This is a genomic window from Bacteroides sp. MSK.18.37 (assembly GCF_019129155.2).
Lineage (GTDB): Bacteria > Bacteroidota > Bacteroidia > Bacteroidales > Bacteroidaceae > Bacteroides > Bacteroides ovatus.
Genome location: NZ_JAHOIB020000001.1, coordinates 3,841,849 through 3,867,776 on the forward strand (window position 1 = coordinate 3,841,849; position 25,928 = coordinate 3,867,776).

The 25,928-nt window shown below is 41.5% G+C and carries 21 protein-coding genes; 10 read left to right on the plus strand and 11 right to left on the minus strand.

Annotated elements, in window-relative coordinates; translation table 11 throughout:
- Positions 1-2: 2 nt before the first annotated feature.
- From KSX81_RS14900 to KSX81_RS14910, 3 genes are all read right to left on the minus strand, one after another.
- Entirely contained in the window at positions 3-3,050 is a 3,048-nt protein-coding gene (locus KSX81_RS14900; protein ID WP_004299756.1) for a SusC/RagA family TonB-linked outer membrane protein, read from the minus strand.
- 105 nt (positions 3,051-3,155) lie between these two features.
- A complete protein-coding gene (locus KSX81_RS14905) occupies positions 3,156-5,372 on the minus strand; it encodes a glycoside hydrolase family 97 protein (RefSeq protein WP_004299757.1) in 2,217 nt (738 codons plus the stop codon).
- A gap of 197 nt (positions 5,373-5,569) precedes the next feature.
- Positions 5,570-7,423 carry a glycoside hydrolase family 13 protein gene (locus KSX81_RS14910; protein ID WP_004299758.1) on the minus strand — a complete coding sequence of 618 codons (1,854 nt, stop codon included), beginning with the start codon at positions 7,421-7,423 and terminating at the stop codon, positions 5,570-5,572.
- 244 nt (positions 7,424-7,667) lie between these two features.
- Between KSX81_RS14910 and KSX81_RS14915 the strand changes: the two genes are divergently transcribed.
- Complete coding sequence (locus KSX81_RS14915; protein WP_004305037.1) at positions 7,668-9,263, plus strand: DUF6377 domain-containing protein; 1,596 nt, start codon at positions 7,668-7,670, stop codon at positions 9,261-9,263.
- A gap of 161 nt (positions 9,264-9,424) precedes the next feature.
- Positions 9,425-10,825, plus strand: a complete 1,401-nt coding sequence (locus KSX81_RS14920) for an alkaline phosphatase (protein WP_004299760.1) — start codon at positions 9,425-9,427, stop codon at positions 10,823-10,825.
- A 70-nt stretch (positions 10,826-10,895) separates the two neighbouring features.
- Here the strand turns inward: KSX81_RS14920 and efp are convergent, their stop codons facing one another.
- Entirely contained in the window at positions 10,896-11,462 is a 567-nt protein-coding gene (gene efp, locus KSX81_RS14925) for an elongation factor P (RefSeq protein ID WP_004299761.1), read from the minus strand.
- Between the two features lie 192 nt (positions 11,463-11,654).
- Here efp and rpmH point away from each other — a divergent pair, with 192 nt between their 5' ends.
- From rpmH to KSX81_RS14960, 7 genes are all read left to right on the plus strand, one after another.
- Positions 11,655-11,813, plus strand: coding sequence for a 50S ribosomal protein L34 (gene rpmH / locus KSX81_RS14930; RefSeq protein WP_004299762.1), 159 nt, complete (start codon positions 11,655-11,657; stop codon positions 11,811-11,813).
- Between the two features lie 370 nt (positions 11,814-12,183).
- Positions 12,184-12,837, plus strand: a complete 654-nt coding sequence (locus tag KSX81_RS14935) for a PASTA domain-containing protein (RefSeq protein WP_008776429.1) — start codon at positions 12,184-12,186, stop codon at positions 12,835-12,837.
- Between the two features lie 26 nt (positions 12,838-12,863).
- A complete protein-coding gene (locus KSX81_RS14940) occupies positions 12,864-13,937 on the plus strand; it encodes an RluA family pseudouridine synthase (RefSeq protein ID WP_004299766.1) in 1,074 nt (357 codons plus the stop codon).
- Complete coding sequence (locus tag KSX81_RS14945; RefSeq protein ID WP_004299767.1) at positions 13,934-14,908, plus strand: D-alanine--D-alanine ligase; 975 nt, start codon at positions 13,934-13,936, stop codon at positions 14,906-14,908. Before KSX81_RS14940 ends, KSX81_RS14945 begins: the two co-directional genes overlap by 4 nt.
- A 100-nt stretch (positions 14,909-15,008) precedes the next feature.
- Positions 15,009-16,157 (plus strand): 1-acyl-sn-glycerol-3-phosphate acyltransferase, encoded by a 1,149-nt coding sequence (locus KSX81_RS14950; protein WP_004299768.1) that lies wholly within the window; start codon positions 15,009-15,011, stop codon positions 16,155-16,157.
- Complete coding sequence (locus KSX81_RS14955; RefSeq protein WP_004299769.1) at positions 16,154-16,855, plus strand: hypothetical protein; 702 nt, start codon at positions 16,154-16,156, stop codon at positions 16,853-16,855. The genes KSX81_RS14950 and KSX81_RS14955 overlap by 4 nt, the downstream gene beginning before the upstream one ends.
- A 14-nt stretch (positions 16,856-16,869) precedes the next feature.
- Positions 16,870-17,262 (plus strand): rhodanese-like domain-containing protein, encoded by a 393-nt coding sequence (locus KSX81_RS14960; RefSeq protein WP_004299770.1) that lies wholly within the window; start codon positions 16,870-16,872, stop codon positions 17,260-17,262.
- Positions 17,263-17,295: 33 nt separating this feature from the next.
- Here the strand turns inward: KSX81_RS14960 and KSX81_RS14965 are convergent, their stop codons facing one another.
- The 5 genes from KSX81_RS14965 to proB all read right to left on the minus strand — a co-directional run bounded on the left by KSX81_RS14965 (position 17,296) and on the right by proB (position 23,466).
- Complete coding sequence (locus tag KSX81_RS14965; RefSeq protein ID WP_004299771.1) at positions 17,296-18,252, minus strand: acetylornithine carbamoyltransferase; 957 nt, start codon at positions 18,250-18,252, stop codon at positions 17,296-17,298.
- Positions 18,253-18,323: 71 nt separating this feature from the next.
- Complete coding sequence (locus KSX81_RS14970; protein ID WP_004299772.1) at positions 18,324-19,580, minus strand: glutamate-5-semialdehyde dehydrogenase; 1,257 nt, start codon at positions 19,578-19,580, stop codon at positions 18,324-18,326.
- Between the two features lie 226 nt (positions 19,581-19,806).
- Positions 19,807-20,853 (minus strand): hypothetical protein, encoded by a 1,047-nt coding sequence (locus KSX81_RS14975; protein ID WP_004299773.1) that lies wholly within the window; start codon positions 20,851-20,853, stop codon positions 19,807-19,809.
- A 34-nt stretch (positions 20,854-20,887) separates the two neighbouring features.
- A complete protein-coding gene (locus tag KSX81_RS14980) occupies positions 20,888-21,913 on the minus strand; it encodes a hypothetical protein (protein WP_004299774.1) in 1,026 nt (341 codons plus the stop codon).
- Between the two features lie 470 nt (positions 21,914-22,383).
- A complete protein-coding gene (proB, locus tag KSX81_RS14985) occupies positions 22,384-23,466 on the minus strand; it encodes a glutamate 5-kinase (RefSeq protein ID WP_004299775.1) in 1,083 nt (360 codons plus the stop codon).
- A 105-nt stretch (positions 23,467-23,571) separates the two neighbouring features.
- Here proB and KSX81_RS14990 point away from each other — a divergent pair, with 105 nt between their 5' ends.
- Positions 23,572-24,720, plus strand: coding sequence for a pyridoxal phosphate-dependent aminotransferase (locus tag KSX81_RS14990; RefSeq protein ID WP_004299776.1), 1,149 nt, complete (start codon positions 23,572-23,574; stop codon positions 24,718-24,720).
- Here KSX81_RS14990 and KSX81_RS14995 read toward each other — a convergent pair.
- Positions 24,689-24,922, minus strand: a complete 234-nt coding sequence (locus KSX81_RS14995; protein WP_004299777.1) for a DUF2007-related protein — start codon at positions 24,920-24,922, stop codon at positions 24,689-24,691. The two genes, KSX81_RS14990 and KSX81_RS14995, sit on opposite strands and share 32 nt — an antisense overlap.
- A gap of 76 nt (positions 24,923-24,998) precedes the next feature.
- Complete coding sequence (gene murI, locus KSX81_RS15000; RefSeq protein WP_004299778.1) at positions 24,999-25,841, minus strand: glutamate racemase; 843 nt, start codon at positions 25,839-25,841, stop codon at positions 24,999-25,001.
- Between the last annotated feature and the right edge of the window lie 87 nt (positions 25,842-25,928).

A 25,928-nucleotide genomic window follows, 5' to 3' on the forward strand; every position in this document is an offset into this window, starting at 1 on the left:
TCTTAGAACTGAAGACTTAGCCCGAACAGGATAGTGATCGGATGAGGATAAATGTTCCTGTCAATACCTGCTACTCCGGCATCATTTCCTGAACTGATAACCGATTCAGGATCGAGTCCTGTATACTTGGTGATAACGAAGGGATTCTGTACAGTACCGTAAATACGGCCGTTGATACCTTTATAAGCCTGGGACTTCAGTAAATTTTTGAAGCTATAACCTACTGTTATGTTATCACAACGCAAGAATGAAGCATTCTCAACGAAACGATCGGACAGATAATAGTCTCCCTTTCCTTCAAATCCCAGATTCACGGCAGCTGTCGGGCGGTTGGAATAGTATCCATGATTAAAGATTCCTCCCTTACCGACACTGGATTTACTGGCCAGTACGTCATTGTACACATAGTTATTCAGGCTGGCACGGAGGGCAAAGCTTAAATCCCAATTTTTATAAGTGAATTTGGAAGTCAGTCCCATCAATACGTCAGCGGCAGGTTTTTTATAGATATATTTGTCCGAAGCGTTGATGACACCATCTCCGTTACGGTCTACGAACATGTTTTCAATCGGTTTTCCATCCTTATCATACACTTGTTGGTAAACGAAGAATGAGTTCATCGGATAACCTACTTTCTGTACCTGGCAGGTTGCACCGCTAATACCAGTAGATACACCTCCGGTTTCTACATAGTAATTAGAATCATCTCCTCCGGTCAGTTTAGTGATTTCATTTTTGTTCCAAGTGATGTTATATCCCAAGTCCCAGACAAAATCTTTGGTTACAATAGGTTTGGCATTGATGGTGAATTCAAGCCCCGTATTTTTTAATGAACCGATGTTGCTGATCAGTTGGGTATTAAAGTTAGTCCCCGCCGCAATCTTTACGGTATTGATTAAATCGTCGGTTTTCCGGTAATAGTAATCCATCGAGCCGGAGATACGTCCGTTCAGGAAAGCAAAGTCGAAACCTGCGTTATAAGTCGTTGTCTCTTCCCATTTCAGGTCTTCGTTATAAGCTTTAGGACGCATAGTGCCATAATAGGTATCCCCGAAAGGATAATAACCTCCGGCTGCGTTGACGCGGTACAGTGCCATATAAGGGAAATCATAATCGTCGCCTAAGTTCTGCTGACCCGTGATACCCCATCCGAGGCGGAGTTTCAGATCTGACAATACTTCTACGTTTTTCAGGAAATTTTCTTCTTTCAGTTTCCATCCCAAAGCAACAGAAGGGAAGCTACTCCAACGGTTGTCTTTAGAGAAACGGGAAGAACCGTCCTGGCGGAAAGTGGCTGTCAGCAAATAACGGCTAAGTAATGTATAATTTACGCGGGCAAAATAAGAAACTAATGTACTGTGATGTCCCCAGGCTGTTTGTGAGCGCAGATTCGGATTGTAGGCTTCGCCTGTTAACGGATTTGTTCCTTGTCCGACTTTATATCCGGTATAGTGGAAATGTTGCTCTTCACCACCCAGTATTACGTCGACATAATGATCCCCGATTTCTTTGGAATATTGTGCATAGGCATTCACCGACAGGTTATATTTGTAGCCGTAGTCAGTCCCGTTCCAACCATAGTAATAAGAGCCCGGGGCATAAGGTGAATTTACATTCTTTTCCTTACCTTCCGAGTAGTCACCGCCTACGTTAGCATGGATATGCAGGTCAGGGAGGAAGTGGAATTTATAGTCTACTTCTACATTGCTGATAAAACTGGTGTTTCTGGAAGTATGTTTCTTTAGTTTCAGTAGGGAAACAGGGTTGGCGGTTGAATTACTTTCCAGTGTAAGCGGCCATTCCGGATCGTTATATGAACTACCGTCACTGGTCGGTTGGTAGAATCCACCGAAGTTTTTGTACATGTCCGAAGAGTCATATACAGGTTGGGTCGGGTCCATGGTCAAAGCTGCGCCGATAGCCCCGTCGTCAGCATAACGTTGGTTGGCCCACATCATTTTAGCATTGATATTGAACTTCAGGTGATCTTTAAAGAAAGAGGGTGTCAGATTGACGGAGGCGGTATAACGCTCGAAATTAGATGTCATCAGGATCCCATTCTGATTGGTGTAACCGAAAGAAACACGATAAGGCATATTTTTCAAACCACCGCTTACAGTCACGTTATGGTCTGTACTAACGGCTGTCTGGAAAATTTCTTTCTGCCAGTCAGTGTTTGCTTCACCGAAGGGGCTTGGAGCATTTCCTTCACCATAAAGTTTGGATACGTATCCTTTGAATTCATTGGCATCCATTACGTCTATTGTCTTTTGCAGTATACCGGCGGAAACGTTACCTTCATAGTTCACCTGTGGTTTGCTGCCTGCTTTCCCTTTCTTTGTAGTGATGATAATCACACCATTAGAAGCACGTGAACCATAGATGGCGGTGGCCGAAGCATCTTTCAAAACAGTGAAAGTTTCGATGTCATTCGGATTTACCATTGCCAAAGGATTAGTCAAACCTTGCACACCGCTATTATCCATTGCCAGTCCGTCGATAACGATCAACGGATCGTTTTTGGCGTTCAATGATGAACCACCGCGAATACGAATCGTAGCTCCTCCACCCGGAGTACCGCTGGAAATTACATTCACACCGGCTATTTTACCTGTTATCATATCCTGTGCGCTGGTGGTTACTCCTTTGCTGATTTTATCCGGCTTGATGGCAGTAACTGATCCCGTCAAGTCGTTTTTCTTTACTGTTCCGTAACCTACAACGACTACGGCGTCCAATACTTGAGAGTCATCTTCCAGTGTGACCATTACCGAAGGAGCTGCTTTAATTTCTGCTGCTTTGTAACCGACGAATGTAATGGACAGAATAGAATTTTGAGGAACATTCAATGTGAAGTTACCGTCAAAGTCAGTGATGGTACCCGTTGTGGTACCCTTGGCAATGACATTGGCGCCAATCACGGGTTCGCCCATAGCATCTTTCACATGTCCTTTGACTGTGATTTGCTGTGCATAAGCGCCCAATGATAAAAACATCCCTATTAACAAGGGGAGAATCGTTTGAACGATTCTAAATTTAACTTGCTTCATGCATTTAAAAAATTAAAGTTAACAATATAGTAATATTATTTCTCTCTCTTAAAAGTTTCTTTAAAAATACCTATTGAAAACACTTTTTTTAAGACTATCCTTTATTTATAGTCTTTTCAATCCCTTAACCTCTGATTTGTTTTTCACCTCTTTGATACTGATTGCGTATCCACCGCCATTGGCAGCGTGCAGATTCAGTTTGCTTTTATTATTCAAGATACCTTTTTTGATGGTGTATGCCTGCGGGTTATCTTTCCAGTCGGCATCTTTGGCATCTGCGTATACGGTAGCGACGTATTGTTTTCCCGGTTCCAGGAAATCGAACGTTAATTGGGAGTCGTGGCCGTTTTCACCGGCTGTGCAGCCTATGTACCAGTCGTCCGTTCCTTTTGCTTTGCGGGCAATTGTGATGTATTCTCCCGGTTCTGCTTCCAGATAGATTGTTTTGTCCCAGTCGAGAGCGACGTCTTTGATAAACTGGAAAGCATCCATAAAGCGTTCGTAGTTTTCCGGAATATCGGCAGCCATCTGCAAAGGGCTATACATGGTGACATACAATGCCAGTTGGCGTGCAATGGTTGAACGTACCTGGGAGTTGTTTGCCGGATTCATCTGGTTACAGTGAGTCTCGAAGATGCCGGGAGTGTAATCCATCGGACCACCGACCAGGCGTGTGAAAGGCAGAATCGTCGTGTGGTATACTTTATTTCCTCCAAATGATTCATATTCTGTTCCACGTGCGGATTCATTACCGATCAGATTGGGATATGTACGGCAGATACCGGTTGGACGGGTTGCTTCGTGTGCATTGACCATGATTTTATAATCGGCGGCTTTTTTCACGGCATACAGGTAATGATTATTCATCCATTGACCGTAATGATGTTCTCCGCGTGGAATGATATTACCCACATAACCGCTTTTAACCGAGTTATATCCATTGTCTACCATGAATTGGTAAGCTTTATCCAGGTGACGTTCGTAGTTGCGAACAGATGCAGAAGTCTCATGGTGCATCATCATTTTAATTCCTTTGCTTGCAGCATAACGATGGATTTCCTGTACGTCGAAATCAGGATATGCAGTCAGGAAGTCAAATACATAGTCTTTGCTGTTGCCGAACCAGTCTTCCCATCCTTCATTCCAACCTTCTACCAGCACTGCATCAAATCCGTTGGCTGCGGCAAAGTCGATGTAACGTTTCACGTTAGCTGTATTGGCAGAATGTTTGCCGTTCGGTTTGGTTTTGGAGTAGTCTGTAACGCCAAGTTTCACGCTGGTCAGTTCATCTGTATAAGCCCAGGAACCTTTTCCGGTAATCATGTCCCACCATACGCCTATATATTTCACCGGTTTAATCCAGGAGGCGGCGTCTGCAATCTTACAAGGTTCGTTCAGGTTGAGGGTGATGCGGGAGGCGAGAATGTTACGTGCATCATCACTGACGATGATCGTACGCCACGGAGAGTTGCACGGAGTCTGCATGTAACCTTTATCCCCTTTTGCATCCGGTGTCAGCCAGGATTCGAATATCATGTTTTTGTCGTCCAGATTGAGGTGCATACAAGAATAATCAATCAAAGCGGCTTCGTGCAGATTGATGTATAAACCATCATCTGTTTTCATCATCAGTGCCGTCTGTACACCTGTCGGTGAAAATGGGGTTTGAGAAGAATTTGGAGTGATCGCCTGTTGCATCAAACCTCTGATTTCCGATAGACGGGAGATGGTGTAGTCGTACTCTTGAGTGTCGTAATCGCCCGGTATCCAGTATGCGATATGGTTGCCTGCCATGGCAAATTGGGAATGTTCTTCCTTGATAACGAAGTAGTTCAGTGATTTCTGTTGCGGAAATTCATAACGGAATCCCAAACCATCATTGAACAGGCGGAAGCGAACAACGATGGAACGGTCGTTCATTGGCTGAAACAGAATGACTGCCAGTTCGTTATACTGATTGCGGATTTCCTTTTCTTCTCCCCAGACTGGTTGCCAGGTTTCGTCAAAGGTAGTCGTTTGCGCATCTTTCAGCTTGAAGCCATTATAAAGATTGGATTTAGAATCGAGCTTGGTGAGGTCTCTGCGGTCTACCCAGTCAAAGTCGGTTCTGGTATTATCTTCTTTTTTCAATTCCAGTCCGAGAGTGCTCGGCTTAATTACCACCTTGCCTTTGTAAGTCAAGTCGTAGGTTGGTGCGCCTTCTTTGTTAACCTGAAAGGTCAGAACCAGATTGCCATCCGGTGAGGTCAGTTTCTGTTGTGCATTCGCAATGAATGAGATGCAAAGGAATGCGATGATCGAAAAAAACTTTTTCTTTTTCATTCTATTTATGGTATTAAATTGTAAGCTAACCGATATTTCTATTCCTGTTTGTTTCGGATATTGCAAATGTAGCAACCACCTTCACTTTTTTGCTTGATTAGAATAAAAATACAAGTTTGTATAAATGCTAGTATCTTGTTTTATAATTGTTTATCTATCTGATTTCATTGGATAAATATAAGTCGTAGTGAACTTGCTTAGAAGGCTAAAAGGTATATCCCACGGCTTGGAAGTGTTAATTCATTTCTTAATTCAATCTTTTTGTCTGTGAGCAAATCATGAGCAGACGAGGTGGAGAGTATTTCCTGATAAGGATGTAAGTCAATAGTCTGTTCCCGGTCGTTTCCATTCAGAAAGACAACGACTGATTGGTTACCGTATTTGCGTTCATAAACATAAATGCCTTTATTGGGTGCGAAATGTTTTAGTTTGCCTTTGGCGATGACTTCATTTCCTTTTCTCCATTGGAGCAGTTTTTGCATAAAAGAGAAGGCTTCATTTTGTTGCGGAGTACGGTTGGTTGCTTCAAAACAGTTTTTGGCGTCATTCTGCCAACCTCCCGGAAAGTCACATCGGAGTAATCCGTCTCCATTTGCTTTGTCGGCTGCCATCAGGATTTCAGTTCCATAATATATTTGTGGAATTCCACGGGTAGTCAGTAAGAATGTCAAGGCTTGTTTATATCGGTTCAGGTTCTTGGTATCTTCCTCCGAACGGTAGAAACGGGAAGTATCGTGATTATCGAGGAAGGTCAGCAGACTCATTGGATCGGCGTAGACAATATCCTGTGAGAGGTATTCGTAGAGTCTGAAAAGTCCTCCGTTCCATTCGGTGGTTTCTTCGTCGAAAGCTTTATTTATTTCTTCCATCAGTGGGAAATCCATGACAGTAGGAAGATAACTGTTTTTCGGATAAGCAAGTTTACTGTCTTTCTGCCAGTAGGAGATCAGTACATTGCTGCCCAGCCATGTCTCACCGACAATGTTGAATGAAGGATATTCATCATTGACCGCTTTGCACCAATGCGCCATCATTTCAAAGTCGGCGTAAGGATGTGTATCCTGGCGGATTCCGTTGATACCCGCATATTCTATCCACCAGATACTACTCTGTATCAGGTAAGTGGCTACGTGACGGTTTCGTTGGTTGAAGTCCGGCATAGTCAGTGTGAACCAACCGTCAATGGCCAGCTTTTTATCATAATCGGAAGTATAAGGGTCCATTTGGGTGGCAGTTTTGAAACTGGTCTGCATGTAGTTTCCCTCAAAGTTGAACCAATCTTTGGCAGGCATGTCTTTGAATAGATAATTGTTCGAACCGCAATGGTTGAAGATCATGTCCATGACTACCTTTAGCCCTTTAGCATTGGCTTCTTTTACGAGATTGCGAAACTCTTCATTGCTTCCGAGGCGACGGTCTACTTGATAGTAATCGGTGATGGCATATCCATGATAAGAGCCTTCCTTCATGTCATTTTCCTGAATCGGGTTAAGCCATATACTCGTAACTCCGAGGTCTGCAATATAATCCAAATGTTTCTCTATTCCTTTTAAATCACCGCCATGACGGGCGAAAGGTTCGTTGCGGTCTATGTTTGCTTCCAACATTCCGGGAATTATATCATTGGAGGGGTTGCCGTTGGCAAAGCGGTCCGGCATAATGAGATAAAGTACATCACTGGAGTTGAAGCCTTCTACTGCTGAAGCATTCTCTTTGCGCTGTTTAAGTTCGTATGGTATTTTAGTCTGTTTTTTACCTTGTTTCAGGAGAATGTCGAAGTGCTGAGGGATAGCTTTTGAAAGATCTAAATATAAGATCAGATAATTAGGATTTTCCTGTTTCACCACGTCCTGCAGGGTGATGTCATTAGAAGAAATACTTACCTCTGCGGATGATATGCCATCGCCGTATAGAAGTATTTGTAGTTCGGGATTCTTCATTCCTGCCCACCAAAAGGTAGGAGCCACTTTCTTTATATTGGTTGCGGCGAATGCTTGATGATAACCCGATAGAAGTAATAGTAAAATAGCAAATAACAAATTTCGTTTCATGGTAGCTAGATTTTTAACTGTTTGCTCGGAGAACCGATGATGCAAATGTAGGGGGATGCTGTGCACCTTTGTGAGATTAGAATGGAAATATAAACCTGTTATCTGACTATGTTGCTGATAATTAGTTGGATATTCTAATACCTTATGCCGAAAAATACAAGTGAAAATGAAAATAGTTATACCCATATTTTTCGTTTTCATTACTATATTTCTTATATTTGTAACATCTTTAAAAAGGAACCTTATGAAAAATCTAACCCTTTATATGCTATTTCTTCTTTTGCTCTTTCCTTTTTCGTTGTGTGCAATGCATACGGATAATGCGGCTGCTCTTAAAAAGCTGGATGAAGTTATAAGCAAGAAAGAGACTTTCCAGATTCGGAAAGAGAAAGAGATTAATAACTTGAAATTAGAACTTGCCCATTCTACTGATCCTGTTCGAAAATATGAATTATATGCCTCTCTTTTTGGTGCTTATTTGCATTATCAGGCAGACTCGTCCTTATATTATATTAACCGTGAGATGGAAATCCTTCCATTGTTGAACCGCCCGGAATTGGAGTATGAGATCATCATTAATCGTGCTACGGTAATGGGAGTAATGGGAATGTATATAGAAGCCATTGAACAGTTGGAGAGGATTGATCCTAAAAAATTGAATGAGTGGACTCGGTTATCTTATTATCAGACGTATCGTGCCTGCTACGGGTGGTTAGCAGATTATACGACCAATAAGAATGAAAAAGAAAAGTATTTGAAGAAAACCGATTTATATAGAGATTCCATTATTGCTGCGATGCCTCCAGAGGCAAACAAAACGATTGTTTTAGCCGAAAAATGCATAATGAACGGGAAAGCCGATGTCGCTGTGGATATGCTGAACAATGCTTTGAAAGAAATTCAGGATGAACGTCAGAAAGTATATATTTATTATACTCTTTCCGAAGCTTATAGTATGAAGAAAGATATCGAAAAAGAAGTTTACTATCTGATTCTGACTGCCATTGCGGATCTGGAAACTCCGGTGAGGGAGTATGCTTCATTGCAGAAACTCGCGCATCTGATGTATGAATCAGGAGATATTGACCGTGCCTACAAATACTTGAGTTGCTCGATGGAAGATGCTGTGGCGTGTAATGCCCGTTTGCGGTTTATTGAGGTGACGGAGTTTTTTCCGATTATCGACAAGGCGTATAAATTAAAAGAAGAAAAAGAACGTGCCGTTTCCCGCGCTATGTTGATTAGTGTCAGTTTGTTGTCTTTGTTTCTTCTGATTGCTATTTTCTATCTATATCGTTGGATGAAGAAGTTGTCTGTTATGCGGCGGAATCTTAGTCTGGCTAACAAACAAATGTCTGCGGTCAACGCGGAACTGGAGCAAACCGGAAAAATAAAAGAAGTCTATATCGCCCGCTATCTGGACAGATGTGTCAACTATCTCGACAAACTGGAAACTTATCGTCGTTCATTGGCAAAATTGGCAATGGCATCGCGTATCGAAGATTTGTTTAAAGCTATCAAGTCCGAACAGTTTATCCGGGATGAGCGGGATGAATTCTATAATGAGTTCGACAGGTCTTTTCTGAAACTTTTCCCGAACTTTATTTCAGCTTTCAATAATTTGCTGGTAGAAGAAGGAAGAGTGTATCCTAAATCCGATGAACTTCTGACAACAGAACTTCGTATCTTTGCCCTTATCCGTCTGGGAGTAGTAGACAGTAACAAGATTGCTCATTTTCTCGGTTATTCTTTGGCAACTATCTATAATTATCGTAGCCGGATGCGTAATAAAGCTGCCGGAGATAAAGATATGTTCGAGCAGAATGTAATGAACCTATAATGTTATTCACAGATAGCAATATGTTATTACTTCGTAATATACGAGCCAATAATGCTTGTGTATAAAGCAAATATCTACTTTTAGTGTTCAATAATCCACTGTGCATCTCTCTTTTTTTTCTACCTTTGTAGACAACTAATCTAAAATAAATATACTAGAAAATGAAAAAGTTAGTCTACACACTGTTCTTTGTCCTTATCTCCGTTGTAGCCAACGGGCAGGCAAAGTACGTATTCTATTTCATCGGAGATGGAATGGGAGTCAATCAAGTAAATGGTACGGAGATGTATCAGGCGGAAATTCAAAATGGTCGTATTGGAGTCGAGCCTTTGTTATTTACTCAATTTCCGGTTGCTACCGTAGCAACCACTTTCTCTGCTAAAAATTCAGTAACAGACTCTGCAGCTGCAGGTACTGCATTGGCAACAGGAAAGAAAACTTATAATGGCGCTATTTCTGTAGGAGAAGATAAAAATGCTATTCAGACTGTCGCAGAAAAAGCAAAGAAAGCAGGAAAAAAGGTGGGCGTAACGACTTCTGTCAGTGTGGATCATGCTACTCCTGCCGCATTTTATGCACATCAACCCGATCGTAATATGAATTATGAAATTGCTCTTGATTTGCCGAAAGCCAATTTCGATTTTTATGCAGGCGGTGGTTTCTTGAAACCTACCACCACTTATGACAAGAAAGAAGCTCCGAGCATTTTCCCTATTTTTGAAGAGGCAGGATATACAGTAGCACGTGGTTACAATGACTATAAGGCAAAAGCTGCAAAAGCAGAAAAGATGATCTTGATTCAGGAAGAGGGAGCCAATCCTTCTTGTCTGCCTTATGCTATTGACCGCAAAGAGAATGATTTGACATTAGCACAAATTACGGAAAGTGCTATTGACTTTCTTACTAAAGGCAATAATAAAGGCTTTTTCCTGATGGTAGAAGGAGGTAAAATAGACTGGGCATGCCACGCTAATGACGCCGCTACTGTGTTCAACGAAGTGAAAGACATGGATAATGCCATCAAAGTAGCTTATGAATTCTATAAGAAACATCCGAAAGAAACGCTGATTGTGATTACCGCAGACCATGAAACAGGTGGTATCGTGCTCGGTACGGGAAAATATGCGTTGAACCTGAAAGCATTGCAATATCAGAAACATTCTGCTGACGGACTTTCACAACGTATCAGTGAATTGAGAAAATCAAAAGGCAATAAAGTCACTTGGGAGGACATGAAAACATTCCTCGGCGAAGAAATGGGCTTCTGGAAACAATTCCCTCTTTCTTGGGAACAGGAAAAGACGTTGCGTGATGAATTTGAGAAATCATTCGTGAAGAATAAAGTCGTATTTGCTGAAAGTATGTACTCTAAGAGCGAACCGATGGCTGCACGTGCAAAGGAAGTGATGGATGAAATCGCTATGATAGGTTGGGTAAGTGGCGGGCACTCTGCCGGTTATGTTCCTGTATTTGCTATTGGTGCAGGTTCTCAACTGTTTGGTGAGAAGATTGACAATACAGAAATTCCTAAAAGAATTGCGAAAGCTGCAGGATATAAATAATAGAACTGTATGAATATAAAAATAGCCGGAAGTCCTTGGAATCCCGGCTATTTTTATATGTTTTTGCAAATTATGCTTTCACACGTCCTACGTAAGAACCGTCACGAGTATCGATTTCGATTGTTTCACCCTCGCTGATGAACAAAGGAACACGTACTGTTGCACCTGATTCCACAGTTGCAGGTTTCAGTGTGTTAGTAGCTGTATCACCTTTCATGCCCGGTTCTGTATAAGTCACCTTCATCTGAACCTTGATCGGCATGTCTGCATAAAGTACAGTTTCAGTAGAAGCATCAGAAACAACTTCCAATACTGAACCTTCGAGCAGGAAGTCAACACCATTAATCAGATCGTGAGCGATAGGATGTTGGTCGAATGTTTCCTGGTTCATAAAGATATAATCTTCTCCTTCTTTATACAAAAATTGGTATGGACGACGTTCTACACGTACATCTTCCAACTTTTCACCGATGTTGAAACGGCGTTCGAGAACGTATCCGCTAACTACATCTTTCAGTTTAGTACGCATAAAAGTGTTACCTTTACCTGGTTTTACATGCAGGAATTCTACACAGAAATAGAGCTTTCCGTCCATACGGATACAAGTTCCGTTTTTGATGTCTTGAGCATTAATCATACTGCTATTTTTCTTATTATATTATTGTTATTTAATTGTTTTCGCAGGAATTCGACTGCAAAAGTAATCTAAATCGGTAAAAAACACAAAAACTTTTGAGCAAAAATGAGTTATCTCTTGGTTAATTTAAAAAAAGTGCCTATTTTTGCAGCCCGATTACGTAGAATAATAACATAAAAACAAGATACAGTAATGAAAAGAACATTTCAACCCTCTAACAGAAAGAGAAAGAACAAACACGGTTTCCGTGAGAGAATGGCATCGGCTAATGGTCGTAGAGTATTAGCTGCTCGTCGTGCGAAAGGCAGAAAGAAACTGACTGTTTCTGATGAGTACAACGGACAAAAGTGATAATCACTTGTCATCAGGAAACAAAAAAGGCGGAGAATTTAATCTTCGCCTTTTTTGTTTCTCTGTTTTTCAAGGGGATAGTATGTTAAAAAGCGGTATTGTTTGCTCTTATTTATGACTTTTTGCTTTTCTTTGTGAGATTAAATAAAACTCATAAACGAACATACGCGATGGTAGAGTATATCCGGGACATGAAACCCCGTATCATTATAATAAGGTTGTTGAAATCTATAGGAGTGGGGATTATAGTTGCAGCAATTCTGGCGATGATAAGCGTCTTTGCATAATAGGTAGGGACATTTTTCATCGCCTACTTTTTAAAAGTTCAACTATTTTGTCGTATCTTTGGCGCATATTAACAGCAATGCGTATGACTATTAAAGAATTCTTTTCTTTTAAAACCAATAAATATTTCTGGGTGAATATTATCGCCATGATTGTGGTGATGGTAGTGATGATATTTGGTGTGTTGAAATGGCTTGATATACATACACATCATGGTGAAAGCGTGGTAGTTCCCGATGTGAAGGGAATGACAGTGGAAGAAGCTACGAAGATGTTCCGGAATCACGGTTTGGTATATGTGATTTCTGATACCAAATATGTCAAAGATAAAGCAGCGGGTATCATTCTTGAACTGAAACCGGGAGCCGGTGAAAAAGTGAAGGAAGGACGTACAGTATACCTGACAGTCAATACCCTGGATGTCCCTTTACGTGCCATTCCCGATGTGGCGGACAACAGCTCGCTCCGCCAGGCACAGGCCAAGTTACTGAATGCCGGTTTTAAACTGAATCAGATTCAATTGGTAAATGGTGAGAAAGACTGGGTGTACGGCGTGAAGTATCAGGGACGTCAGTTGGCTGCCGGAGAAAAGATTCCTTTGGGAGCTTCTTTGACATTGATGGTGGGAGACGGCTCCGGTGATATGTCGGAAGAAGAGGACTCGGTTGATGTTTCCGTGGATACGGAGAAACCGGTTACGTCGGAATCATCACCTGCTCAAGATGATAGTTGGTTTTAATAGATAAATAACAGAAACGGACTCGCATGATAGAGGAAGAACTTCCGGATGAACTGGAGAATGATTTGGATGATATAGAACCTGTCGGTGACGAATCCCAGCTTTACGAACACTTCCGCGTGGTTGTAGACAAGGGACAGGCGATGGTCAGAGTCGACAAATATCTGTTCGAACGTATTGTCAATGCTTCGCGCAACCGTATTCAGAAGGCTGCCGAAGACGGATTCGTTATGGCTAATGGCAAACCGGTGAAGAGTAGCTACAAAGTGAAACCGCTGGATGTCATTACGGTAATGATGGACCGTCCCCGTTATGAAAATGAAATTATTCCTGAAAATATTCCCCTTACTATCGTTTATGAAGACCCTTATCTGATGGTTGTGAATAAACCGGCGGGATTGGTCGTGCATCCGGGACACGGAAACTATCACGGCACGCTGGTCAATGCGCTGGCCTGGCACATGAAGGATATACCGGATTATGATGCCAATGACCCGCACGTGGGACTTGTTCATCGCATCGATAAAGATACTTCAGGCTTACTGGTGATTGCCAAGACACCGGATGCCAAAACAAATCTGGGAATTCAATTTTTTAATAAGACTACCAAACGCAAATATCGTGCTTTGGTGTGGGGTGTTATGGAACAGGATGAAGGAACGATTGTCGGTAATATTGCCCGTAATCCGAGAGACCGGATGCAAATGGCGGTGATGTCCGATCCGACAGTGGGCAAACATGCCGTTACACACTACCGCGTACTGGAAAGACTGGGATACGTAACCCTTGTGGAATGTATACTTGAAACAGGACGTACTCATCAGATTCGTGTCCACATGAAACATATCGGTCATGTGCTGTTCAATGACGAACGCTATGGCGGTCATGAGATATTGAAAGGAACCCATTTTAGTAAATACAAACAGTTTGTAAATAATTGCTTTGACACTTGTCCCCGACAGGCTTTGCATGCTATGACATTGGGGTTTGTGCATCCCGTCACAGGTGAAGAGATGTATTTTACTTCCGAACTTCCGGATGACATGACCCGGCTTATCGAGAAGTGGAGAGGCTATATAAGTAATAGAGAATTAGAATGAAACGCAACATCGCTATCGTAGCAGGAGGAGATACCTCTGAAATCGTAGTTTCCCTGCGTAGCGCACAGGGTATTTATTCCTTTATTGATAAGGAAAAGTATAATTTGTATATCGTGGAGATGGAAGGCCGTCGCTGGGAAGTACAATTACCGGACGGAAACAAAGTGCCGGTGGATAGAAACGACTTTAGTTTTACGAACGGAACGGAGAAGGTTGTGTTCGACTTTGCTTATATCACCATCCACGGTACGCCGGGTGAGGATGGCAGGCTGCAAGGCTATTTTGATATGATGCGTATTCCGTATTCCTGTTGTGGAGTGTTGGCGGCTGCCATTACTTATGACAAGTTTACCTGCAATCAATATCTGAAGGCTTTTGGAGTGCGCATTGCCGAATCATTGTTGTTGCGCCAAGGACAATCGGTTTCTGACGAGGAAGTAGTGGAAAAGATTGGCCTGCCTTGTTTTATCAAGCCTAGTCTGGGAGGTTCGAGTTTCGGAGTTACGAAAGTGAAGACAAAAGAACAAATACAACCGGCCATTGTTAAAGCTTTCGGAGAAGCGGAAGAGGTGATTGTTGAAGCGTTTATGGACGGAACGGAACTGACTTGCGGCTGTTATAAGACAAAAGAGAAGTCGGTCATCTTTCCACCTACGGAAGTAGTGACGCACAATGAGTTCTTTGATTATGATGCTAAATATAATGGACAGGTAGATGAAATCACTCCTGCGCGTATCTCGGATGAATTGACCAAACGCGTACAGATGCTGACTTCAGCTATCTATGATATATTAGGTTGTTCCGGCATTATCCGTGTAGATTACATTATAACTGCCGGTGAAAAACTGAATCTTCTCGAAGTAAATACTACTCCGGGAATGACTACTACCAGTTTTATTCCCCAGCAAGTGCGTGCAGCCGGACTGGATATAAAGGATGTGATGACTGATATTATTGAAAACAAGTTTTAAGTATTAAGTATCAAGTATAAAGTATTAACCATGCGGTTTGTACGCAGTCTAATACTTTATACTTATTACTTAATACTTGAGCACATAATACTTGAGACTTATGGATCTGACAGAGTTTAATGAAATTCGTCCTTACAATGATGAGGAACTTCCTCAAATCTTTGAGGAACTGATTGCCGATCCGGCTTTTCAGAAAGCTGCTACCGGTGCTATACCGAACGTTCCATTTGAACTTCTGGCGCAAAAAATGCGTGCCTGTAAGACTAAGCTTGATTTTCAGGAGGCATTTTGTTATGGCATTTTGTGGAAGATAGCGGCAGATCATACTGCCGGACTGACACTGGATCATACCGCCATACCGGATAAAAGTAAAGCTTATACGTATATATCGAATCATAGAGATATTATTCTTGATTCGGGCTTTCTCTCTATTTTGTTGATTGACCAGGGAATGGATACGGTAGAAATTGCGATTGGCGACAATTTGCTTATTTATCCCTGGATTAAGAAACTGGTGCGTGTCAATAAATCATTTATTGTACAGCGGGCGTTGACCATGCGGCAAATGTTGGAATCTTCAGCGCGTATGTCCCGTTATATGCATTACACCATTTCAGAGAAGAATCAGTCTATTTGGATTGCGCAGCGTGAAGGACGTGCAAAAGATTCGAATGACCGTACACAAGACAGTGTATTGAAAATGTTGGCAATGGGAGGTGAAGGCGATTTGATAGACCGCCTGATGGAAATGAATATTGCTCCGCTTGCTATTTCATACGAATATGATCCGTGTGATTTTCTGAAAGCGCAAGAGTTTCAGTTGAAGAGAGACATCGAAGGATATAAAAAGACGACACAAGACGATTTGATTAATATGCAGACAGGGCTTTTCGGATATAAAGGCAGGGTACATTTTCAGGTTGCTCCTTGTTTGAATGATGACTTGCAAGGCTTGGACCGTTCGTTGCCGAAACCGGATTTGTTTGCCCGTATTTCTGCCTGTCTTGATCGCCGCATCCATCGTAATTACCGGATATATCCGGGAAATTATGTGGCGTATGATTGGCTGAATGGCACAACGGAATTCGTGTCCAATTACACGGAAGAAGAGAAACAGCAGTTTATGAACTATATTGAACAACAATTGGCAAAGATCAAGATTCCGAATAAGGATGAAGACTTTTTGCGTGAGAAGTTGTTATTAATGTATTCCAATCCGTTAGTTAATTATTTAGCAGCTTGCCGATGAAAAGAAGAAAATTACATGTTGTTTGGTTGTGGGGATTGCTTTTCCTGATGACTGCCTGTGGAGATGATGACTATTATTATCCTTCGGTGAAACTGGAATTTGTGACTGTAGAGGCCGGAGAAGACGGTCGCATACAAACGCTTATTCCTGATAAGGGAGAAGTCTTGACTGTTTCGGAAGACCGTACGGGTTCTACTATCTCTCCAAACACTTCCAGACGTGTAATGAGTAACTATGAGGTGCTTTCCGGTGAGAACACTGCTACTATATATTCTTTGCAATCGCTCATAACGCCGGTACCTAAACCGGAAGATGATCCGATTTACAAGGACGGTATAAAGCTAGATCCGGTAGAGATGGTCAGTATCTGGCTTGGAAGGGATTATCTGAATATGATTTTGAATCTCAAGGTCAGTACGGGCAAGGGACATGTTTTCGGTATAGTGGAAGATGTGTCCGAACTTAAAACAAATGGCATTGTGAATATGTTGTTATACCATGATGCGAACAGTGATGGAGAATACTATAATCGGCGTGCTTACATTTCTGTTCCTTTGGCGCAATATATAGATGAAGAGAATCCGGGTCGGACGATAAAGGTAAAGTTTAAATATTATACGTACGATAAGGATGGTTCTCCGATAGAATCTGATAAGTACTGTGATCCTGGGTTTGACTATACTCCGGGACAGAATTGAATAATGGAGTGTATATGTTTAAATTGAATCAATTAATCGTGGGAATATTTTTATTTCTCTCTTCCCTTTTCTCTTGTCAGCAGAAAGGGGATTTTCAATCAATGAATGTAGAGGAGTTTGATTCTCTTATTCAGAATGAGGATATACAACGTCTGGATGTTCGTACACTTGCGGAATATTCGGAGGGGCATATCACGAAGACGATCAACATCAATGTGATGGATGACTCTTTTGCTTCAATGGCTGATTCTTTGTTGCAAAAAGACAAACCGGTGGCTGTATATTGTCGCAGTGGAAAACGAAGCAAGAAGGCTGCGGCAATTTTGAGCGAGAAGGGATATAAAGTTTTTGAGCTTGATAAGGGATTTAATTCCTGGCAGGAAGCAGGTAAAGAAATAGAGAAATAAAGTGCTGATTTATCAGCACTTTATTTTTGGGGGTTATTTCAGTCCTTCCAATAACCTTTTCAGAACGACAGTTGCCGAGATTTCACGGTTGGCAGCTTCCGGAATCACAATAGATTGCGGACTTTCAATGACATCGTCTGTCACAATCATATTTCTACGAACCGGAAGACAATGCATGAAATAAGCATTGTTGGTAACTGCCATTTGGCGGTCGCTGACAGTCCAATCACGATCTTTGCTTAATATCTGTCCATAGTTGTCGCCAGAATAAGCAGCCCAGTTCTTGGCATATATGAAGTCGGCTCCTTCGAAGGCCTTCATCTGGTCATATTCTACTTTTGCATTACCTACAAATTGCGGATCAAGCTCATAACCTTCGGGATGAGTGATGACAAATTCGTAATCCGTTGCATTCATCCATTCAGCAAAGGAATTAGGGACAGCCTGTGGCAATGGACGTGGATGAGGAGCCCAGGTCATAACTACTTTGGGACGTACTGTTTTCTTGTATTCCTCGATGGTAATCAGGTCGGCAAAGCTCTGCAATGGGTGGCGTGTTGCCGCTTCCATCGAAAAGACAGGACGTCCGGAGTATTGGATGAATTGATTGATAATAGTTTCCTGATAGTCAAAGTCACGGTCTTCAAAACGGGCAAAAGAGCGTACTCCAATGATATCACAATAGCATCCCATAACCGGAATGGCTTCTAATATATGTTCCGGTTTATCACCATCCATAATTACGCCACGTTCAGTTTCCAATTTCCATGCACCTTGATTGATATCCAGTACCATTACATTCATTCCCAAATTGATGGCAGCTTTCTGTGTGCTGAGGCGGGTACGTAAACTAGAGTTGAAGAAGATCATCATTAAAGTCTTGTTTCGTCCTAGTTCTGCATATTTGAAGCGCTCTTTTTTAATTTCGAATGCTTCTGCAAGGGCTGATTTTAAATCGCCAATGTCCTGTACACAAGTAAATTTCTTCATATCATTTATTTTTTAATTTTTAATTAGCTTCGCTCAAAACCTTGTTTGATTTTTAACATATAGGTATAGTCTCAATTTCTTCTCGTTTGTCCATCTCCTTCAATGACCCATTTGTAAGAAGTGATTTCCTCAAGTCCCATCGGACCGCGTGCGTGTAGCTTTTGCGTGCTGATTCCGATTTCGGCTCCTAATCCGAATTGTGCCCCGTCAGTGAAAGCGGTAGACACATTGGTGTATACGCAAGCTGCGTCCACGATTCTGGTGAATAAAGCTGCACGTTCCCCGTTCTCGGTAACAATACACTCGCTATGTTTAGAACTGTTTTCCTGAATATGTCCTAAGGCATCTTCGAAGCTCTTTACAGTCTTGACAGCCATTTTATAATCCAGAAACTCCGTGCCGAAGCTTTCTGCTTTTGCATGTTCCAGGAGCTCGGCAGGATAGCGGCCTTCCAATGCCTGGTAAGCTTGCGGATCAGCATAAATAATGACATGGCTGTCTTTTAGTTTCTCGCAAATCAGAGGGAGGTCGGCCAGTCTCTTCTCATGTATAATGGTGCAGTCCAATGCATTACATACGCTAACTCTACGTGTCTTTGCATTATGAATAATGTCTGCTCCCTTGTTTGTATCCCCAAATTCATCGAAGTAAGTGTGACAGATACCTGCTCCTGTTTCAATGACAGGAATCCTTGCATTCTCGCGTACGAAATGAATAAGACTGCTGCTGCCTCTGGGGATAATCAAGTCTACGTAGCCCACAGCATTCAGTAACGCTGCCGTAGCCTCTCTATCAGCCGGAAGTAATTCTACAATGTGCGGATTGATTTTGAACTTCTTCAATACTTTGTGAATCACACTGATGATGGCCCGGTTGGAACAATCGGCGTCACTTCCTCCTTTCAATATGCAGGCATTTCCGCTCTTCAGACAAAGGGAGAAAACATCAAAGCTAACATTAGGGCGCGCTTCATAAATGATTCCTATGACTCCGAAAGGAACGCTGACTTTCGTCAACTTCATTCCATTGGGACGAACACTCTCTTTCAGCACTTTACCCAAAGGAGAGGGGAGTGTTGCTACATTGCGTGTATCTGCGGCAATACCTTTCAAACGTTCTTCCGTTAGTTTCAACCGATCGTACTTCGGATCATTTTTGTCCATCCGTGCGAGGTCTTTTTCGTTCTCTGAAAGAATGAAAGGTGTTTCTGCAATTGCTGCGTCAGCTACTGCATTTAAAATCTGATTGATGACATTATCATTCAGCAGGGCTAATTCCCGACTTGCTACTTGTACAGCGGCAAAGGTCTCGTTTAAATTTGTAGTCATTTGCTCCTTTTTTGCATTAAATGGAAAGATAAACTATGCAAATATAGTGAATGATGTGAATAAAACTTGTTGAAAATAGAAATAAATGTTGCTCTTTACTTATTCACTGGTTTTTTTACAAGATTAATACTAAAAAAATACGAGACTCAATTCTGAATCTCGTATTTTTCATTTATGCACTATATTGGTATAGTGCTTGTTATTCGAACTCCTATTTGGCATTATCTCATTGCCATGGAATGTCTTGTTCAATATCTTCTCCCATTTCTCCTGATTCGACTTCAATTCCTATGTCACTAGGTGTTCCTATATGTTCGATATTGGTTAGTGCGATAGAATGGGTATAGTTTCTCTTGAATGTGATACTGCTACTGATGATTGTCTTTTCTTCTGCTCCTGGAGTCTCTTCCCAAAATACTTCCACTTTTACATTCTCTGTTAAATGTTGATTATCACCAGTAGGTATATTGGCAGTGAGATTTCTCATGCTGACCATTTTTAATTCAGATTCAACAGTCTTATGAATATCTGCATTAGCATTCAAATAGATGCTTGGTGCGTCTTCAAGTTTTATTCTAAGACGTCCTTTCTCTAAACCTGTTTGTTTGAATTTTACTCCGAAAAAACGGCGATAGAGCATGATGTGATTTTGCATGCCATCTGTCACTTCCACTTTATCGTTTAATCCATGATAACGTTCGATGAACGGGCGGTTGCAGGCGTCTTGTGATCCGTTTCTCGTTTGTATTCTCGGGTTTTCAATATTGTATAAGAATTTGATTCCATCTGCTTGTTCGGCAGTCAGGAATTTGTTCAGGCATTCCCCTTTGATTTTTCCGCTACGTTCCAAATCGAAAGGGGCTCCGAAGAAGCCTTTTTCGTCTTTTATGATTGAGTCCTTTGCATTTGCAATCATAGAGCAAGAGATGCGGTAAGTGTATCCATCAATAACTTTTATTTTTAGGTTATTGGGATCTTTCGCCTTGTCTAACTGGAAAATACCATAAGCGTATGGTTTTGAAGATGGATTCTGTCCCTCTTTGGGTGTCATGGTAATGGCGATTCCCACTAATGTTTCACTTTCATTAATTTTGGTTGGAGTTGTAGCGCGTGCCATGGGCAGTTCGGTTGAGAGGTAGTCTCCGTCCAGTTGTAAGTTAAGTTCGGAATACGTAGTAGGAGGTGCCTGATACAGATCTTTCTCCTTAATACATGATTGTAGAGTAAAAGCTGTGAATAGACAGCCTGCGATCATAAGATGTTTGATTTTCATATGAATCTTTTTTAGTAGTTGTTGAGTATGATTATTATTTCCCTATTTCTTGTTCTGATTCTTCCATTTCTGCTTCTTCACCAAAAGAGATAGTAGCATCCCCTATATGCTCATCTATCTTGACTATTTTGACTATGTTCTTTTTGTTTCTTTTCATTTTAATACTTTGATTGGTATATAGAGAATACCATTTCTCTTCATTGGCCGGGCGGTAGGAAATAGTGAAAGCGATTGTTTCTTCTTCCTTAAGTTTGGCCGTATAATAGTCGGATATATCGTACATAGAGATAATTCGTTCCTCCGTCCGGGATGTTCCATCTTTGGAATATAGTAGATAAAATGGAGCAACGTCCGCTGCTTTAATTTTGATGGAGTCACCCGGTGCAAGTTCGTCTGTAACGAATTGTATAGAATAATAAGCACGTTTCAATGTCATTGAAACGGAGGTATTCATATTGGGATTTGAAAAGTCCAATTGCTCACTGCCGAAAAAGCGTTTGACGGTAGGGTGAGTACTAGTACTATCGCATTTTATATGCATTTCTCCTTTGTAAATATGTTGGTGAAATGCCCCATTGATATTCAGGGGATTGATTGAAATCTTTAAATCGTTGTTGACTAACCCGTTCACCTCTTTCTGCAGAGTAGATGAAAAAGGAAGTCCATAAAGTATGCTGTCACTTTGTATTGTATAATATGGGCGGTCTTTATATCCCAGGAAGCTGCAGTCAAAGCGATACACATATCCTTCGATTAACCCGATTTCTACTCGATATGGATTATCGAAAAGGCCTGAAGCATAGGGCTGGAAAGAAGTCAGGCCTTTTCCTTTCCAAAAAACATTAACTGCATATATTCCGTCAGCCACCGTGGAGGTGGAACGGCTTAAAGGTTGTTCGGCTACTTCAAGAAAAGGAGCTATATTTAAACTGACATTAAACTCTCTGCCGACAGGAAATGACGGTGTACTGTTTACTTCAGGTTCATTCTTACTGCTCTCACAAGATATAATTGAGAATGTTAAAAATATGAGTATAAGGTTCCAATGTTTTAGTAGCATGGGGATTATATTGTTTGTTTAGAGGGCAAATATACTGCTATTAATAGTTTTTTGCAAATAAAGTCCCTGTATTTATGTTGCAGATGTCTATCTATAATACATTATATAACTGAAAATAAAAGCGCTTATCTTCACTAAAGAAGCTAATATTCTACCTGAATAAGAGCTTCATTTGGGTGCAGAAATGAGGTAAACTCATACAATTATAATTCAAAAAAACTTCCGTAAACATTCTCAACTATACTTATCCCTATGAGAAAAAATACTCATAGGGATGAGAAGAAATACTCATTACAATGAGAACTTTTTCTCATTGCAGTGAGAATATCCCCTTGCTAGAATAGGATGAAACAGTTTATTACCGTGCAGTCATGAACAAGATTCACCTCTGTGTACTCTGTGGTGAAAACCGTACAGAAACAAGCTAATTTTAGTCTAAAATCGGATAAAACAGAAATTCTTATTATTAATTATTCAATGTATAGATAGTCATAATGTACTACTGGTTTCTTTCCATGCTTGCCAATCGCTTCTTGTGCCTGTTTGGAGTCACAGTTCACTTTTCCAACGCCAACCTGGTTTCCTTGAAAGTCCATGATACGTACAATGTCATCTTTCTCAAATTCACCTTCAATATGAGTGATTCCAATCGGGAGGATGCTGACAGCTTTTTCAGAGTTTAGAACTTCTGTAGCGCATTTATTTATGTGAATTTCCCCTTTGGCAAAACCTTCGCTATGGGCAATCCACTTTTTGACGCTGGATACCGGTTCGTCTGATGGTATAAAACGTGTACAAAGAGTTTCTTCAGGATGCTGTAATAAATCTACCAGAATATTATCCCGCTTCCCGTTGGCAATAATCACTGTAATTCCTTCATCAGCAACTTTGCGGGCAATATTGGTTTTCGTCAACATCCCCCCCCGTCCGAAACTGGACTTAGTTGTCTGAATATAGTTGGATAAGTCTTTGCCGTGACCGATCTCCCGGATAACAGAAGAGTTTGGATCGGAAGGAGAACCATTGTAAATCCCATCAATATTACTTAGGATAATGAGTGCCTGCGTATCCATCATCGAAGCGATGAGTCCGGACAATTCATCATTATCGGTGAACATCAGCTCACTGACGGAAATCGTATCGTTTTCGTTGACAATAGGAATGACATTGTTTTCAAGCATTACCGTCATGCAATTTTTCTGATTCAGATAATGGCGGCGAGTTCCAAAACTTTCCTTCGTTGTCAGTACCTGGCCGACAGGTATATTGTGCTCACGGAAAAGTTCGTAGTAACGGTTGATTAGTTTGGCCTGACCCACAGCAGAAAATAATTGGCGCTGATCTACACTATCGAGTTTTTTCTGCGGATGCACTTCACTGCGTCCGGAAGCAACAGCTCCCGAAGAAATCAAAATGATTTCTACCCCGGACTTATGTAATTCCGCTATCTGGTCAACAAGTGCCGACATACGGGTAACGTCCAGCGTTCCGTCGCGGCGTGTCAATACATTGCTTCCTACTTTTACTGCGATTCGTGTAAATTCCTGTTTCATCCTTACTAACGATTTGAAAGCACAAATATAGAGCTTTTTGCCGATATGCTACCTAAACAGGCTAAAAAGAATTATCTTTGCAGCTAGATAGAGAAAAGATAAACAATGAAACATACAAATCCACAAGTAGAACAGATGACCTCCTTCATCGTAATGGATGTGTTGGAGAGGGCAAACGAATTACAGAAACAAGGTGTTGATATTATTCATTTGGAGGTTGGTGAACCCGATTTTGATGTACCGTCTTGTGTGTCGGAAGCAGCAAAAGCGGCTTATGATCGTCATCTTACTCACTATACACATTCTTTGGGGGACCCGGAACTCCGGCGGGAAATTGCTGCTTTTTATCTACGGGAATATGGAGTGACGGTAGATCCGGATTGCATTGTGGTGACTTCCGGCTCTTCTCCATCCATTCTTCTTGCGTTGATGTTGCTTTGCAACACGGATAGCGAAGTGATTCTTTCCAATCCGGGATATGCTTGTTACCGTAATTTTGTATTGGCTACCCAGGCTAAACCCGTTTTGGTTCCTTTGTCTAAGGAGTATTTGCAATACGACATAGAAGCTATTCGTAAATGTGTGAATCCACATACAGCGGCTATCTTTATCAATTCTCCGATGAATCCGACCGGAATGTTGCTGGATGAAAAATTCTTGAGGGAAGTGGCGGCACTGGGAGTTCCTGTTATTTCGGATGAGATTTATCATGGACTTGTCTATGAAGGACGTGCGCACAGCATTCTTGAATATACCGATCAGGCTTTTGTCTTGAACGGATTTTCTAAACGTTTTGCGATGACAGGTCTTCGGCTGGGTTATTTGATTGCACCTAAATCTTGTATGCGTTCTTTGCAGAAGTTGCAGCAAAATCTATTTATTTGTGCGTCCAGCGTTGCCCAACAGGCTGGGATTGCTGCATTGTGGCAGGCTGATTCGGATGTGGAACGGATGAAACAGATTTATGATGAGCGTCGCCGGTACATGATTACTCGTCTTCGGGAAATGGGGTTTGAGATTAAAGTAGAACCTCAAGGAGCATTTTACATTTTTGCCAACGCACGCAAATTTACTACCGACTCTTATCGCTTTGCATTCGATGTACTCGAACATGCGCATGTCGGCATTACTCCCGGGGTGGACTTTGGTACGGGAGGTGAAGGATATGTACGCTTCTCCTATGCAAACTCATTGGAGAATATCAAAGAAGGACTGGACCGTATCAATCGCTACCTTTCTCGTCTCGGCTTCTGATTAGCTCGGTGGCTGCTTCGTATTCTTCCTCTGTCACGAGGACGGATACGGAAGGAGCGATATAGGGTGCTAATGTCCCCATAATTCCATCTTTGATTACACAACGGATATTATTGCTTTCTAATAACCCTTTAATGATCTCGGCTTCCCAGGGGGATCCGGAGAATACTTCTATTGCCTTGCTATAATCTTCTTCTTTCATGATCTTACTTATTAGGGGTTGTTATCTACAAATATAACAAAAAAGAGAGAGAAATGGTTATTTATTTTCTTAAAAATTATTCGAGTGTGATATGTTTTACGCTAATCTGCTGTTTCAGGAAAGTAGAGGCCGATTCTGAAAACTTTTCTTCCGCTTCGGTCGTGTAAAACTGGCAGTTGCCATTCTTGGTACATTTGGCATCCATTTCGGGATGTCTTTTCAGATAGTCTTTCAGGCTTTCTGCAACATACTCTCCTTGTGCAATTACACTGATATGATCCGGGATGTATTGCCGGATTTTAGGTAGGAGTATGGGGAAATGGGTACATCCGAGGATGACAGTATCTATTTGAGGATCCTTTGACAGTAATTGGTCGATGTACTTCCGGATAAAATAGTCTGCTCCTTCGTCTTGTGATTCGTTATTCTCAACTAAGGATACCCACATCGGACATGCTGTCCCGCTAACCTGAATTTCAGGAAACAGTTTATGTATTTCTAATGGATACGATTCGGATTTGATGGTGCCTGCTGTTGCCAGTACACCGATATGCTGATTCTTGCTAATCTCTCCGATGCATTCTACAGTGGGGCGGATGACTCCGAGCACACGGCGGGCAGGATCGATTTGGGGTAAATCATTCATCTGAATGCTGCGCAAAGCTTTGGCGGAAGCAGTATTGCAAGCTAATATAACCAGATGACATCCCATATCAAACAGTTTGTTGACGGCTTGCCGGGTAAATTCGTATACGACTTCGAAAGAACGTGTCCCATAGGGGGCACGTGCATTATCTCCCAAATAGATATAATCATATTCCGGTAATACTTCTCTAATCTTGTCTAAGATGGTCAGACCTCCGTATCCGGAGTCGAATACTCCGATAGGTCCGGGCGTATGGGATAGATGTTGCTTCATGACACACTTGATTTATATACGCAAATGTACACCAAAAAAAGGGAAAGAGAAAGAAGATGATCCTTCTTTCTCTTTCCCTTTTGGTAT